At 64.4% G+C, this 15,884-nt stretch carries 8 protein-coding genes; all 8 read left to right on the forward strand.

From position 1 onward, the window contains the following. Nucleotides 1-70: 70 nt before the first annotated feature. On the forward strand, nucleotides 71-1,051 hold the full coding sequence (locus ACZK2G_RS10685) for a hypothetical protein (protein ID WP_478475512.1): 981 nt from the start codon (nucleotides 71-73) through the stop codon (nucleotides 1,049-1,051). Nucleotides 1,052-1,207: 156 nt separating this feature from the next. Continuing rightward, nucleotides 1,208-1,567, forward strand: a complete 360-nt coding sequence (locus ACZK2G_RS10690) for a hypothetical protein (RefSeq protein ID WP_478475513.1) — start codon at nucleotides 1,208-1,210, stop codon at nucleotides 1,565-1,567. A 185-nt stretch (nucleotides 1,568-1,752) separates the two neighbouring features. Next, on the forward strand, nucleotides 1,753-1,914 hold the full coding sequence (locus ACZK2G_RS10695; protein ID WP_311069193.1) for a hypothetical protein: 162 nt from the start codon (nucleotides 1,753-1,755) through the stop codon (nucleotides 1,912-1,914). Then, nucleotides 1,911-6,965 (forward strand): tape measure protein, encoded by a 5,055-nt coding sequence (locus ACZK2G_RS10700; RefSeq protein WP_478475515.1) that lies wholly within the window; start codon nucleotides 1,911-1,913, stop codon nucleotides 6,963-6,965. The genes ACZK2G_RS10695 and ACZK2G_RS10700 overlap by 4 nt, the downstream gene beginning before the upstream one ends. Continuing rightward, entirely contained in the window at nucleotides 6,962-12,610 is a 5,649-nt protein-coding gene (locus ACZK2G_RS10705; protein ID WP_478475516.1) for a carbohydrate binding domain-containing protein, read from the forward strand. The genes ACZK2G_RS10700 and ACZK2G_RS10705 overlap by 4 nt, the downstream gene beginning before the upstream one ends. 50 nt (nucleotides 12,611-12,660) lie before the next feature. Then, entirely contained in the window at nucleotides 12,661-12,852 is a 192-nt protein-coding gene (locus tag ACZK2G_RS10710) for a hypothetical protein (RefSeq protein WP_478475518.1), read from the forward strand. A 6-nt stretch (nucleotides 12,853-12,858) separates the two neighbouring features. Continuing rightward, complete coding sequence (locus ACZK2G_RS10715) at nucleotides 12,859-14,826, forward strand: hypothetical protein (protein WP_478475520.1); 1,968 nt, start codon at nucleotides 12,859-12,861, stop codon at nucleotides 14,824-14,826. A 10-nt stretch (nucleotides 14,827-14,836) separates the two neighbouring features. Further along, the gene (locus tag ACZK2G_RS10720) at nucleotides 14,837-15,634 is read left to right on the forward strand and encodes a hypothetical protein (RefSeq protein WP_478475522.1); all 798 of its coding nucleotides are present in this window, start codon (nucleotides 14,837-14,839) and stop codon (nucleotides 15,632-15,634) included. The last annotated feature ends 250 nt before the right edge of the window (nucleotides 15,635-15,884 follow it).

Here is a 15,884-nt window from a genome sequence, read left to right on the forward strand (position 1 = left end):
CGCCGCCACCGCCGGCATCGAGCCAGAACCGCTCGCGCCGCTCCTCCGCAACCTCACCCGAGAACTGACCATGGCCCAGCCCAACCTGGAATCCTTCAAGCGTCGCGGCCTGGCCCTGGCGCTGCGCGCATCGGCCTCGGTGCCGATTGTCCCCACGGCCGCCGCCAACGGCGTGCTGCTGTTCAACGGCAGCAGCGGCACCGAGTTCGACAAGATCGAACGCCCGGTGGATCGACCGTTCCTGACCGGCCAGCCCTTCGCAGTGGGCGCCCGGCGGGCCTTCATTGAGGGCGAGTTTGAGCTGTTCCCGCCGACCAAGCCGGGTGCAGCGGCCGACTCGGATGCCGTCTGTGCACCGCTGCTGCTGCCCGCCGGCATGACCGCCGTCAAGGACGCTGTTGCGAAAACCACGCGCTACAACCCGATCAGCGCCAATATCCCGATCTCCGATGCCAAGTTCTGGCATGCAGGCACGGTCAAGCAGATCGGCGCTGCACGCCACAACCTCACCAACCTGGCGCTGGCCGTCGGCGAGCGCTTCAAGGGCAACATCCGTATCCAGGGCGACTACGACACCATTGCCGAGGACAATCTGCCCAACATCACCACCACCACTGTGGTGCCAACCGTCGCGCGCGCGGACAACACCCGCACCACGATCACGGTCGATGGCGGAGCGGGCCTGGTCGTGTGGGCCAAGTCCCTTTCCGTGGACGTGGGCAACACGATCACGTCGAAGGAGTACACCAGCCACAAGGAAAGCGGCATCAGCGACCGCGCCCCGACCTGGACGCTGCGCCTGGCCAAGACGGCCCTGGCTGACTTCAACCCGTGGGCAGTGCGCGACTCGGCCGGCGTCCTGGAGGTTGCGCTGCGCCTGACCGAAAAGAGCAAGCTCTATAGCGAGCTGGGCATTCGTGGCCAGATCGAGAACATCAACGAAGTCGAGATTGATGGCGACTACGGCTGGGAGCTCACTGGCCCCTGCGTGGCCAGCGATGCCGGCGGCGATGAGCTGTATATCGAGTTCGGCGACAGCACGCCGCCGTAACTAGCAAGCACTGCGCTACACTCCCAATGGCCCCGCCTCTGTGCGGGGCCTTTCTTTTTCAGTGAAGCGCTTTAGTCCCGAACGGCGGCTGTGCCTGGGCAAAGTGGACCTGTCCCCGATCAAGGGGCTGTTAAACCACTTCCCAAGGACTTTCCCATGCTCCGTCTCGCCCGAACCAACACCGTGCACCTGCCGGTGGAACTGCGCATCCCCACCGACCAGCCCAACGTTTTCGCCACCGGCACCATCCAGTGCCAGGTCAAGATCCTGGCACGCGAAGAAATCAAAGCCATCCAGGACAACCCCGTTGAGGATGAGGAATACCTGCGCAAGATCCTGGTCAGCGTCGCTGGCCTGGGTGACGCGGACGGCAAGGCCATCGAGGGCGATGCCGCCCTGGAAGAAGTCTTCAATGGTTCGTTCTTCGCCTTCCTGCAGCCGGCCATCATCGGCGCCTACTTCGACCAGTTCGGCCGGGCGCACGTAAAAAACTCGAAGCCGTCGCGCGGGCGCTGATTGGGAAGGGTCCACGCACTGACGGCGCTGACAGGAACCATGAACCTGACGGCGCCGTCAGCGCGGCGGACTTTCTGCGCGACGGGGGCGGCGGCGAGGAGCCGCCGAGCGTTATCCCGGTCCTGGATGAGAACTGGGAAGTCGTCCAACTGTTCGTGCGCTGCAAGGCCCGCTGGATCACCGGCATGCACGCACCGGTTTACGACGGCATTGAAGCCCGCGAGATCCAAGCCGCTGCCTGCCTCCAGGGCATTGCCCCGCACCTATTGCCAGACCTGATGCCATCGCTGGACGTGCTGATTGGCACCACGGCTATGGCCCATCGCGAAGCCTCGGATAGCCCGTGAACCCAACCGTCACCCTCCGCCTCGATGCCGACAACAGCCGCCTGGTGCCAGCCGTTCGGGCATCGGATGCGGAGCTCAAGCGACTGGGCGCGACGGCGGGCACAACCGGCGACCAGGCACGGCGTGGTGCTGCCGGCATTTCCAGCATCGGCACGGCGGCGGATTCCACTGCTCGCCGTGTCTCTGCTGTGTCCAGCGCGCTGGCATCGGCGCGGGCGACGGTGGCCACCTACATTGGCGCGCAGACGGCCGGTGCCCTCATTTCCGTTGCGGACAACTACGCCAACATTTCAGCGCGGCTCAAGCTGGCAACAGATGGACACAAGGCCTATGCCACCGCATCGGCCCAGGTGTTCAACATCTCCCAGCGCACCGCCACCGCGCTCGACAGTACCGCCACCCTCTACGCGCGCTTGTCGCAGTCCACCGCCGAGTATGGGATCACCCAGCAACGGCAGCTGGCGCTCACCGAGTCCATCAACAAGACGTTCGCTATCTCAGGCGCCAGCAACGTCGCCACCGCCAACACCATTGTCCAGCTCAGCCAGGCCCTGGCTGGGGGCGTGCTGCGCGCAGAGGAATTCAACTCTGTCGTGGAAAACTCGCCGCGTCTGGCCAAAGCGCTGGCCGACGGTATGGGCCTGTCGATGGGCGAGCTGCGCAAGCACGTCAACGACGGCAAGGTGACCGTCGATCAGATGGTGGCCGCGCTTGAGAACCAGTCCTCCGTCATCGCCGCCGAGTTTGAGCAGATCCCGCTCACGGTCGGGCGCGCCATGGAGCTGCTGCGCAACAGCGTCACGAAGTTTGTCGGCGAGTCCTCCCAGGAGCTGGGCGCCAGCGGCGGGATCGCCCAGGGCATCGCGTTCCTGGCCAACAACATGCAGCACCTGGACCAGATTGCCGGCGTCCTGGCTGTCGCCCTGGGAAGCCGCCTGGTGGTCAGCCTGGCCAGAGCGACCGCCGAGAAGATCACGGCCGCCGCTGCCTCGCGAGCGCTGGCCCGCGAGGAGCTGGCTGCAGCCCGTACTGCCGAGCAGCAGGCGGCAGGCCGTCTGTCGGCCGCTCGCGCCGGCATGAGCGTGGCTGGTGGCGTAGCCGCGGCTGAGCAGGCCGTGGCCACCGCACAGCTGCGCACCGCCGCTGCTGCCCAGGCCGCATCCGTTGCGCTCACCGCAAAGGCTGCCGCCATGCGAGGCCTCAACATGGCAATGGGCGCGTTTGGTGGACCTGCGGGGCTTGCTATCACCGCACTGTCGCTGTTCGTCGCCTGGGCGATGAACAGCAGCCAGAAGGCGCAGGAGCTGTCGAAGGCAGTCACTGCTGGGTTCCAGCCGGCCATGCGGGTGCTGCAGGAGTTCAATCAGGAGACTGCGAACACGTCATTCGCGGAGCTCGCAAACACCGTTGAAACCATTGATACGGCACGGCAAGAGCTCAAGAATTTTGGCGATGAATATGAACGTCTGGCAGCGAAGCGCCGCGCGTTTCAGGCGCGTGACCGCGCCCTGCCTTTTGGACTCGACAAGGAACTGGAAAGCGCCTCGGCGGCCATGGAGTCGGCGCGCCTTCGCCTGGACAACCTGACCAAGGGCTATGACAGGGCCATCTCGGTTTCGGCTGGCGTTGTGCTGCGCACTGCCAACGTCACAGACGCTACCGACGCCCAGCGCCGCTCTCTGGAAGAGCTGCTCAAGCGCCAGGCCAACCAGGGTCAGACACTGGAGCAAACCCGGCCACTGCTGGAGCAGTGGGCCAAGGGCCAGGTCGGCGTCGAAAGCGCCAACCGCATCGCCGCTGCCAGCTTCGATTCCGTGGCGTCAGCTGCGCGCAGCTCTGGCGCCGCGATCAAGGCTGCCCTCCAGTCGGTCAACGAAGGCCTGGACAAGCAGATTCAGAGTGTCCAGCTGGACCTGATCGAGAAGACCCAGGGCAAGGCCGCGCGCATGCGCGCGCAGTTCATCACGGAAAGCGCGCAAAAGGGTCTGGACCCGACCAGCGCCGATTATCAGCTGGCGCGGTCCAAGAACGAGCAGCTGATCCAGCTCACCCTGACGCTGGAAAAGCAGAACGCCGTCACCCGTGACCTGACCCGTACCCAGACCGAGGCAAAGCGCACAGGCGAGCAAGCAGCCCGTCTGGCAGAGCAGCAGGCAGACTCTCAGGCCAAGTACACCCGCCAGGCAGCGCTGGCCGCTGCCGAGCTCTCCGGCCCGATGGCAGCCGCCCAGGAGCAGCACAAACAGCGGATCGCGGAGCTCGACCGCGAGCTGTCCAAGCACCTCATCACCCAGCAGGCCTATGACGGCCTGGTGAAGTCGTCGGCAGCAGAACTGGCCAAAAGCACCGCCGAGCTGACCAAGCAGCAGCAAGCGCCGACGGCGCTGCTGGACACCATGCGGGGCGAGATGCAGCTGCTGGGGGTTATCGGCATCGAGCGCGAGCGCCGCACCCGGCAGCTGCGCAACGAGCAGGACATGCTCCAGGCGATCAATGAGGCCAACAAGGCCGGCGCGGGCATCAATGCGGAAATGACCGCTGGCCTGCTCGCACAATCGCGAGCTTGGGCAGATGCCTCAATTCAGATCGAGCAGCAAACGGCTGACCTTGAAGACTGGGTCAACGTTGGCACGCGAGGCGTGGCGGACGTAGCCGATTTGCTTGCCGATATGTTCAGCGGTGGCCTGGACAAGTCAGAGAGCTTCTGGAAAAGCATGAAGGATCTGTTCCGCCGAGGCTGGCGCGACGTGCTGCGCACGCTCCTGGAACAGAATATGGTGCGCCCGATCCAGAATGCTCTGAGCGGTTTGCTCAGTGGCGCTCTGTCCGGCATGCGCGCTGGCGGCAACTGGCTCAGCGACTTGACCTCACTGATTGGCGGGGGACGTGGCCTTACGGCGACCGGCAGCATGGCTGCCAGCGGCAGCTGGATCAATGGCGTCGCTGGCGCAAGCTCGATGATGGGCTTTGGCAACACGGTGGATCTGATGACCGGCGCTGCTGGGGTTGCTGGTGCAAATGGCAGCGGCGGCGCAAACCTCGGGAACCTGGTCAACGTCGGAGGCATGCTCTACAAGCTCATGCCAGCCAAGGGCATCAGCGGCGGCATGATCGCTGGCGCCAGCTACGCAGCCGGTGGCCTGGGCGCGCTCTATGGCTGGAACAAGGGTGGTGATACGGCAGGCAAGGTACTGGGCGCGGGCGCCTATGGCATCGCCGGCTACTACGGCGCCACGGCCCTGGGAACTATCGGTGCAGGCGCAGCAGCAGCAGGCGCGAGCGGTGCCGCCGCTGCAAGTACCGCCGCGTTGGGAGCGATCCCTGTAGCTGGCTGGGTTGCCATGGCCGCCATCGTGGCCGACAAGCTCACTGGTGGTGGCCTGTTCGGCACGAAGTTCAAGACCAATGAGACTGGCCAGACGATCTCGATTGGGCCCGATGGCGCACAGGTAAATGCCTACGCGGAACAAAGCCGGAAGAAGTCTCTTTTCCGTGGCACCAAGCGGCGCACGGTTGAGCTTGATCCCAGCCAGGAATCGATAGACGCCGCCAGCGAGATATACAAGCAGATCACCGGCTCTGCAAAGAAGGCGAGCGAAGCGCTCGGCCTGGCGACGGTCCAGATCATCAGCGGCAGCTTCAAACAGGTTTATGACTCAAGGGGGAATCTCAAGAGCGAGCTTTCCACTGTGCTTGGGCGGACGTTTGCGGAATCGGCCGAGGACTTCCAGAAGCGCCTGACGGCAGAGAACGTCATCGCGCAGATCGGTCAGCTGGATTCGACCGCATCTGCTGTCGCAGAGCGCTGGCGGCACAGCGCGACCACCCTGCTTGATGGATCTCAGTTCCTGCTTTCCGCAGCGGCGGATATGAACACGGGCGCAGGCTTGCTGTCCCAGGGCGGGCTCTCTCGACTAACCGACCTGGTGCAAGCACTGCGCCAGGGTGAAGAAACAATGGTTCAGTCCTATGAGCGCCTGAGCGCGGCGGCCAACGCGTATGGCCAGACTGCGGCCGTTGCATACCAGGAAGTGGCTACGGCCGGTTTCTCAAGCTTTGCCAAGTCCCTTTTCGCCGTTCGCCAAGAGGAGCAGGATCGCATCCGCACACTGCAGCAGCAGGCCAAGGCCCTGAGCGGCCTATCGGCACGCGAGCAGGATCTGGCAGCTGTTCGTCAATCCGCGCAGATCAAGGCCGACGCGCTGGCCAAGTCGCTGGAAGCCGAGCTAGTAGGCCTGGCGCTCAATCGCGTTAACGATGAAATCCAACGCTTGGGCGGTTCGATTGACGGCACCAGCAGCAAGCTTCAGGACTTCATCAACTCGCTCAAGCTGAGCAGCACCCTGTCGCCGGATACTGATACGCAGAAGCGCTCCACGGCATCGGATCTGATGCAGAGCGCTGCCACCGCCGGCAACCTGGAGAGCTTCACCCAGTACGCCCAGCAGTTCCTGGAAGTCAGCCGCAAGCTCAACGCCAGTGGCCAGGGCTACCAGATGGACTATGCCCAGGTGCTGGAGTTGGCCAAACGCTTTGGCGGCGATGGAACGGCCGCCTCGCTGCAGCAGCTGTACGCGCAAAAGGCTGCCCTGGAGCAGCAGCAGGAAGCCGCTGCCCGCCTGGAGCGCGCTCAGCGCATCGCCCAGGGCGTGGCCGATTTGGCTGGCGCCCGTGGCGGTGACCCGTTGGAGATCCTGCGTAACGTCACTGGCATCAGCGCTGAGGCGCTGGCCAAGGATCTCGGCCTGACCACCGATGAGCTGGCCAAGTACCTGCAGAACCAACAGACCGACATCACCGACCTGGCTGAGATCCTGTTCGACCTGCCCAAGCGCATCGCCCAGGAGATGGTCACGGTGCTGGCCGACAACCGCGTTCCAACCCCGGCAGCGGCAGCACCGGGCGGTGGCAGCTCGATGGCAGCGCCAGCAGCGCCGGTCGCGCCAGGGCGTGGCTACGCCGATCCCTCCTATGAGGTGCTGCTGCAGGTCCGCGACGGCATCCAGTCCCTGGCTCGCCAGGGTGAACACAACGCTTTGATGACGCTATGAACCGGAAAGTACTGCTCGTTGAAATCGGTGGCCAGGGCCTGCCTGCAGTCACGCCTGTGACCTGGCAGCCCTCCAACTGGGTGGCGTCGGCCAAGCCCGCTGTCGTGGTTCCTCCGGCCGAAGGTGTGGAGACAAAGCCGGCAGCAGATAGCGTGACCATTACCTGGAACGCTTCGCCGCTGGCTGGGGCTGTCTATGTCCTCTGGCGCGCGGCCGACGCAGGCGGTAAGCCGGGCGAATGGAAGTACGTCACCAAAACCTCAGACACGCGCTACACCTACACCGAGGCCAGCGGTGCTGTGAGCTGGTGGAAGGTCACTGTCCAGGTCAACGGCGTGTCGTCTGCAGACTCCACGCCCAAGGCTCAGGCCCCCGTGGTGCCGCCGACCACGGCGGAGCTGGTCCAGCTGCAGGGCAAGGTGGACCAGGGCCTGCGTGACCTGGCGCTGGCAGATGCTGCCGAGGCACAGCAGCGTATGGCGGACTTCCAGGCTGCACAGGCGCAGATCCTGGTAGAGAGTCAGAAGAGTGCGGCCGCCGTGGGCGAAGTGGCCAAGCGCGCCGAGGATCTGGCCAACAACCTGGCCAATGAGGAGCGTGCCCGAATCCAGAGCGCGCTCAACGAAAAGACCGAGCGCACCGCAGACATCAGTGCCGTCAACACGAAAGTCCAAAACGGCCTGGATTCGATGGCGCGCTCTTTGGCCGAGGTCGCCGCAGGTAGCGGCACCCAGTTCGACTCTGCCGGCATCTGGCACTTCAACGCCGGGCTGGAAGGCTGGACGGGTGTGTATGGCGCCCCGACTATCGCGGACGGAATGCTGCGGCCGATCAACACCACCAACAATTCCGGCATCCAGTCCCCGGCGCCGCTCAACATCGACGGCGCCGCCTATCGCTTCATCAAGCTGCGCATGCGCAAGGTGGGCAACCCCGCCTGGATGGGGCTGATTCGCTGGATTACCGCCGCCGACCAGGAGTGGAACGAAGCAAAATCGCTGTCCATCCCTGTGCCGGCATTCGACGCCAATGGCATCGCCGTCCTGGATGTTGACCGTCTGCCCTGGAACGGCGCGTCTCCACTTCGCGCCATTCGCCTGGCGCTGACGGGTGCGCAGACCGCCACCGCCTACATCGAGTACGACTGGATTGCCGTGGGCCGTCCGTCGCCTGGCGCATCCGTTGCCATGGTTCAACAGGAGAGCGAGGCACTCACCACTGCGCTGGCAGCCGAGGCCGGCCAGCGCAACACGCTGGCAGTGCAGATGCGCGGCGACTATCCCGGCAACGATCCGGAGAAGCTGACGGGCGGCCTGGCCTACAACGAAATGAGGGCGCGTGTCGGCGCGGACGAAGCGCTCAGCCAGCGCCAGTCGGCCGTGGAGGTTCGCCTGCCTGCAGGAACAGGTGCGCTCGCGTCTGAGGCCAAGGTCAACTCCGTCGAGCAGGCCAGCCTCACTCGCGACGAAGCCATCGGCCAACGTATTGACCAGGTCAATGCAATGTTGCCCGCGATGATTTCCCAGGGCGCCAACATGATCCTTAACGGCGGCTGGAACGCCGGCAAGGACGTGGGTTGGACGTATCAGGGCGGCTCGCAGCTGGCCGGTGTCTCGTGGCCGGCTGCAGAGGGCCGAAGCGGCAGCGCAGCGCTGCGCATCGATGGCACGGGCTCCGCCCGTACAACTGTCGCGCTTGCGAACGCAGGCATGACCATGGCCACCGCGCCTGCAAAGAAGCACCGCATAAGTTGCTGGTACAAGACCAGCGCTACGTTCAACGGCACCCCAGGCGACTCCAAGCTCAGGCTTGCTGACCAGGCATCCGCCTGGCTTGCAGACCGACCGTTCCTTGCGAACAAGGCCGATTGGACGTACCTGGAGTTCGTCTATACCGTCCCGGCGGCCAACGTTCTAGGCCTGCGTCTCTCTGTGGCATGCAATAACACCGCAGGTACGCTATGGGTGGACGACGTTGCAGTTGAAGAGGTGACCGAGATCCTCGCTGTCGCCGATGGCCTCAGCTCGCTGAGCGGAACCGTCACCCAGCAGGCTGGCCTCATCAATGCACAGTCTGGCCTCATCAGCGCCTTGCGCACCGACGTGGACGGCAAGGCAACCAACAGCGCCCTCCAGGCTCTGCAGTCCCAGGTAACGCTCCAGGGGAACACGATCACCAGCCAGGGTGGAGCGATGACTAGCGTCCAGGCCGCCATCAACAACCTGGGCGGTGACAATCGCCTGCGTAACAGCAGCTTTGAGGTGCTGCTGCCCAACGGTGTGCCTCAGTATTGGGCGCCCTCATCGTCATCCACCGACGCGACGAACAAGACTACTCGCAAGCTGGTGGACTCCGTACTGCCGGGTAGCAGCAAGGCCTGGCGCTGGGAAATGGCGGGCATCCCTGCCACCGCCTATGCAGAGTGCTACTCGTCGGTCTACCGCATCGACCCCCAACAGCCCGTCACCGTGTCCTGCAACGTGCGTGGTAGGCCGGGGGCGCGGTTCTTCTTCCAGCTCGGACTGAAGGATGCGGCCGGTGTGTCTGTCGGCTGGCCTGGCGGACCAGCTGCTGGCACGGGCATGGTCGTCGCGGAAGCATGGGAGCGTAAGACCTACACGTTCCCGGCGTCGCAGATCCTCGCCAACGCTGTCGGCGCGGCGCTCTACCTCCGTGTGTACGGCGACGGATCGGCAGACCAGTGGGTTGAGATCGACAATGCGCAGCTGCAGACCGGCGCCGCCGCCACGGGCTACGCGCCCTCCCTGGAGGAGACAGCCGCGCAGTCCAATGCAAACGCGGAGGCGAACAGCGCCCTCAACACGCGCGTCACCAACGCGGAGGGACAGCTGCTGTCCCAGGGCACGGCACTAACTGCCGTTCGTGCCGGCATTGGCAACGCCACGGTCTACGAAGTCACAGCCAACGCAATCATCACCAGTCAGCCCACTGGAGGCCCGCGCTCGTCCGGAACACGAAATGCAGCGGGTGGAGCCATGGGCGGCGCCGGACGCGGCCTCAATGTTCAGGTGGTGAACGCCGATAGCACTTTGGGAGCTCGGCAGACCTTTGACACCTACGGTAATGGTTCATCTGCCTGCGCCAGCTTCAACGATTGGTACGACAACGCCCTGGCCGACAATCAGTATTTCATCCTGTTCACCAGCGATCACACTGGGCCGCTGAGCAATGGCGTCGGCACGGACATCGCTGGGGCCAGGGACCGCCTCGTTGATGCTGGGGCCTCGCGTCGCAATGTGGAGGCCCTGGACGGAATCCGCATGTTCGTCCTAATCGGGCGCAAGCGTGCTGGCGAAGCGGCAGGCTTGCAGCGTCTGTCGCCCCGACCGTCAACCGCCCGCGCCGACCAGTGGGTTGAGCTCATCGTGGAATTCGTCAACGGGCGCCCGCAGGGCAGCCTGGACGTATCCGCACTGGAGCGGGCTACGCAGGCCAACGCTGCGGCAAACTCCAGCCTTGAAGCACGCACCCTGGCCAACGAGAGCAGTGTTACCTCGTTGGGTCAGTCGCTCACCAGCGTCAATGCCAAGATCGATGCGATCGGTGGCGACAACCTGCTGTGGAACAGCAGCATGGAAGACGCCCCGGTGGCTACCGCTGCGCCAACTGGCTGGAACCTGGAGCGCATCCGAAGCGACGTGGGAGGCACGTTCTCATACGTCGATTCCCCACTACCAGGTGGCGGCAAGGCCGTGCGCCTAGATTGGAAGGCAATCAACTCTCGGGATTGGTGTGGCTTGAACCGGGCGGGGCCTGGTGCAGGTTACTCGCGTGTCGCGCCGCTCACGGATTACGTGCTGTCCAGTTGGATCCGAGCGACACAGGGAACGCAGTTGTACCTTTACGTGGTGTGGATGGATGAGGCCGGGGCTCAGGGGTTGGGCACCATCACGTCTCCGGTGGTGGGGGCCACTGGTAATTGGCAGCGGATCATCCTGCCCGCACGGTCAAGCGCCACGGCAGCCCGCGCTCGCGTGTACGTGGGCCGCCAGTTCGCGGACGTCCCAGGCGCCTACTGGCTGGAGATCGACCACGTGCAGTTCCAGCGGGGCCTGGTGGCCACGGAGTACGCCCCAAGCGGTGCGGAGGCAGCGGCGGTAGGTGCGGCGAACGCTGCGGCAACGGCAGGCCTTACTGCGACGGTGACTCAGCAAGGTCAGCAGATCACGTCGCTGGGCCAGTCGGTAACCGGCGTTCAGGCTGAGGTAAAAGGAAAGGCCAGCTCCTCCGCCGTTCAGACGCTTGAGGCAAAGGTTAGCAACCAAGGCAGCGGCGGGAACCTGCTCATCAACTCCACGTTCCCGAACTATCAGCGCAACGGCTGGGGTTGGGGCTCGAATCCTGGTGCAGCATGGGTAGAGCTTGGCGATCCGACTCCCGGTAACGACAGCTTCCACCCGCCTGGCATCTATGGAGTCGGCTCGACCTCCGGTGGCACTACTTCGACGCAGATTGTCTGGTGGGGAACTGAGTACGGCATCCCTGTCGAAGCCGGCCAAACCTACATGGCGTCCGCCTGGTTCAACACTCACCGCTGCTCTTGCTATATCGAGACCAGCTACTGGGACAAGACAGGGAACTGGCTTGCGCAATGGGGCTCGCCGGAAACAGGGCATACGGGAAACAATGGCTCGCCACTGCTTTCCGAGATGCCGCGCCCAAGCATCAAGACCGTTGCACCTCCTAGAGCTGCTCTCGCCCGGTTCAGGGTCATCGTCAAACCCAACGGTGAGGCGTGGCCATATTTCTGGATGTTTCGCCCAATGTTCTCGCGGGTTGAGCCAGATGCGACGCAGGCGCCGCCGTGGAACGCTGGCGGCTCGGAGAGCAGTGCCAAGTGGGGCTTTGCGCTCGACGTGGATGGCAATGTTTCCGGTATGGAGATGGAAGCAACTGGGGCAAAGAGCGAGCTGAAAATTCTCTCCAAGATCCTGCGCCTCATCAGTCCAGGCACGCCGGACGGCATGGAGATCCAGGACGGCTACCTGCGGGTCTGGCGCGGCAACGTGCAACGCATCATCGGCAATGGCTTCGGGCCTGATGGGCTGATTGACTACTTTGGTCCCAACGTGGGAGCTGCTGGTGCCACCAAGCGAAATGCAACTGTGTGGATGGACGTGTATGGCGGCGCGTACTGGGGCGGTGCCATCGCTGCCGGCATCCGTCGCAACGCAATGCAATCCACTACAACGCAGACAATCGGAGTTTCAATCGTCGTTGGTCCATTCAGCACCAGCGGACGCAATAAGAACGTCGTAGTCAGCTATCAACGGACGGTTACGCGCACACACAGAAGCATGGATTCCTCCGGATTCGTTGCTGGCGGTGGTCGGAACGCCTGCGCAGTGAATGTCTATCGCAAGCTCGGCAACAACGCTGAGCAGTTCTGGACCAGCTTTGAAGCGAGCGGCGGCGTGATGATCTTGAACGAGTTTGACGGGCCTGACACTGCCACCTCCCGCTGGTCGGGATCGGTAACCCTCAATGACAGCGAAGGCACGCAGGACCGCACATACCGCGCGGAGATTGTGGGTTTCAGCGAACAAGAGGTGCGCCATGAGTCCGGAAGTTTCACTGGCCAGGACATCTCCGCCAGCCTTTCGCTGGTTTCCATTGAAGAGTGACCCGTTAGAACGGCCGGGCAATGCCGCTCATCCATCAAGAGGAAACACCCATGCGCTTTGATGCTCGCCTGTACCTTCGCACCGAGTCTGCTGACCAGCCCGGCGTGACTCTGCAGTTCCGTCCAGTCAGTCAGCCGAACATGCCGCAGATCAATCTCACGGTCGATCCGGCCGATGCAGCCACTCTCAAGGTCGGTGCTGTCTACCGCTTTGAGGCAACTGAAATCCCCCAGGAGGGTTGATCCGTCGTGCGCACCTTTGGCCGTTGGGCGGCGTCTCCGCTCGGTGCTGGTCTACTGGTAGAGGACGGCGGATTGACCGTGGCCTCACCGGGGGCGGTTGTTCTTGCTCGCATAGCCAGGAGCACGTTTCCGCTTGCCGGTCCGGCCGGCGCTGAGTTCATGCTGTGGGGCGATGATCCTCTCACTGCGATCATCGGTCTCTGCAACGCCGCTGCCCCGCTATCTTCCGAGCTGGGCGCATCCAATGGAGTAGGCTGGAAGCTGCACACCGGCCAGGTGCTTCGCAACGGCGCTGTGATTGCCAGCGGCCTGCCAATCCCCCTCAAGGGAGAGGCCCTGGGCGTGCGAGTGCTGCCTGGCACGCCCGCTCAGGCTCAGTTCTATCGTGACGGCCAGCAAGTAGCCAGCGTTGATGTCTCAGCGGGTGGCCCGTATTACTTCGCCGTGTCCATCGCCGCTACGAAAGCGCGCGGCCTGCGCTGTGTCGTGAACGCTGGTCAGTGGCAAGGGCTCAGTCCGGCCGCACTGGCGGGATGGGCCCAAGCTGCCGATCCGATCCCCACAATCCGGGTCGCAAGTGAGGACTACATGAGCGGTGCCAGCGACTCGCCAGCGAACACTGCGTTCGCTGGAGTCATCGCCACCGAGGGCCTGAGCACGATCAGCGCAGTTTCGTTCTGGATGTGGGGCAATGAGTCGCGTGCCGGCAGCGCCCAGGTGCGCGTGCAGGACGCCGCAGGGATGCTGGATGCCGCTGCGCTGTCCGCTATTCGTGACGTGCCAGTTACGGTGCGCCAGGTCGAGCAGGGACAGTCGATGGCCGGTGCAGTGCCCGTCGGCCGGTATGTTCTGGATCGAATCGAGGTCGAAGACGACAGCTACAAGCGCCTTACGTTCAAGGACGCGCACAGTGACCTGGATGAGCCGCTGAGCAGGGCCGTATTTCTCCCGACCCACGGCGACAGCATTGCCTGGCAGTCGCAGCCCGTGGTGATCGGACTGGTGCGAAGCGTGCCGGCCACTGCGGTAAACAGTGATGGTTCGCTGCAATGGATCTGCGATTCGCGGTTGCAATCAGTGATGAGTGTCCGTGACCGCGCAGTGGAACTAGTTGCCGGCACCGCGTACAGCCTGGTTGCTGGTGGACAGCAGCTCTCCCTGCAGTCGCCGCCTCTCGGGCCGCTGACGGCTGACGTTTCGACCATCGGAGCCGACCGACCGGCAACGCTTCAACAGGCGCTTTCCGACGTGTTTGGCCGTATTGGGAAAGCTGCATGGCAGAGCGCCGACGCGCTGGCCATCGACCAGGCTACGGGCTATGCAGGGGTGGGCTACTTTGCAGACGGCAGCAGCACGCCGCGTGAGGCCTTGGCTGCGATCCTGGGCAGCTACTGCGCCGACTGGTGGCAGGACGGGGATGGCGTGCTGCGCCTGGCGCGATTGATCGACCCCGAGAGCGTTGCCGATGCGAACCTGGCATTCGAGCTCGACCTGGTCGAGCTCGCCGCTCCGCTGGTTGTGATGCCGGATCTTGCCCCAGGCCTTACCCGACGCATGGGCTATCGGCCCAACGCGGTAGTCCTGGCTGACGGCGATATGGCCACGGGCCTGGACCAGGTGCCGCCCAGCATCCGCAAGGAACTGTCCGCCAGCCACCGTGGCCAGGTCTACGCCACCGGGGATCTTCCTGCCTGCTACCAGCACGCGGGGGCCGCGCCAGCGGTGGAGTCTTGTTTCGATAGCCGCGCTGACGCTCAGGCGGAGATTGATCGCGTCGTGAAGCTCTACGCAGTGCCCCGCAACTTCTATGCCGGCCGGATGACGGCGCGGCCCGACCTCCAGCTGCGGCCCGGCCAGGTCGGGCGCATCCGCTACCCGCGCTATGGGCTCGGCGCCGGTCGAAAGGTGATCGTCACGGCGGTGACCAGCAACCCCATCACTGGCGAACAGACCCTGAAATTTTGGGGCGCATAAGGACTGCCACATGCTTATCGGATTCTCCCCTGCGGGTGTCACCGCTGCCGCTGACGGCGCCACTGCCGCAAACATCGCCGCCCTGGTCGATGGGCGGCCCACCAGCATCACTCGACTCAGCGGTGGTGCGTCGGCCGTCCGACTGCGGTTGACCTGGCCAGCGGCCGCTGGCGTCCGTGTCGTTGGCATGCTCGGTTTGTCCTGCCCGGTTGGCACATCCCTCAAGCTCACGGGGCGCAAGGCTGGCGATGCCACCTATGGCCAGGCCCTCGGTGGGGCCTCGATCACGCAAAAGGTGGTCGAGCTGGTGGATGGAAGCCGGGCGGCGTGGTGGGTGCTTCCAGCGGGCACCGTGGCCCTGGTGGGCGTCCAGGTTGAGGTTGGGGCGGCAGGCCTGGACGTGGGCGAGCTGTTTGCCCATCAGGCAGTGGATCTACCCATTGAGCCCGGCTCAGAGGCGGAGCGGATCGACCCGAGCATTGTGGAACGCACCCTGGGCGCGGGCGTCAACGTGGTGGCTCGGCGCACCTACCGGCGCCTCCGCTTCACCCCTCAGGCCGACCGTCTGCAGGTTGCCCGCCAGGGCGGCCTGGGAGGCGGCATGGATTGGGAACGACTGGCGATGGCGGCTGCCGGTGGAGCCCGGATATCGCTTGTGCCGCGCTGGGGCAAGGATGGCGCCCTGGACGTTGAGGAGCTCCATCGGACGGCGCTGTATGGCACGGTGGTGGCCGGGTCCGCTGGGCATGCTGGTGGCAACCAGTTCCGCAGCGGCGGGTGGGTCGCCGATGAGCTCCCCCCGATTTGAGCCCCGCTTGAGGTGGGGTTCTAACCCCGTTTGAGGGGCTGTCGAACGGTCGGAGAAAGGGGGTTTACAGGGCCGATTCAGGCCTGCCGCCCCGGAGCTGGGGATTCTGCAAACCCCGTGTCCCAATTTCGCAGAGGGACTGTCCGCTTACAGCCGTGCCCAGCGCAACCGGGTCATCGCGCGCGTGATACACAGCGTGACGTTCGATCGATGTGATAATCATTCGCGTTTAAGGTAGACTGCGGTCCCT

It is taken from the genome of Stenotrophomonas sp. 107298_Sma (assembly GCF_056480345.1).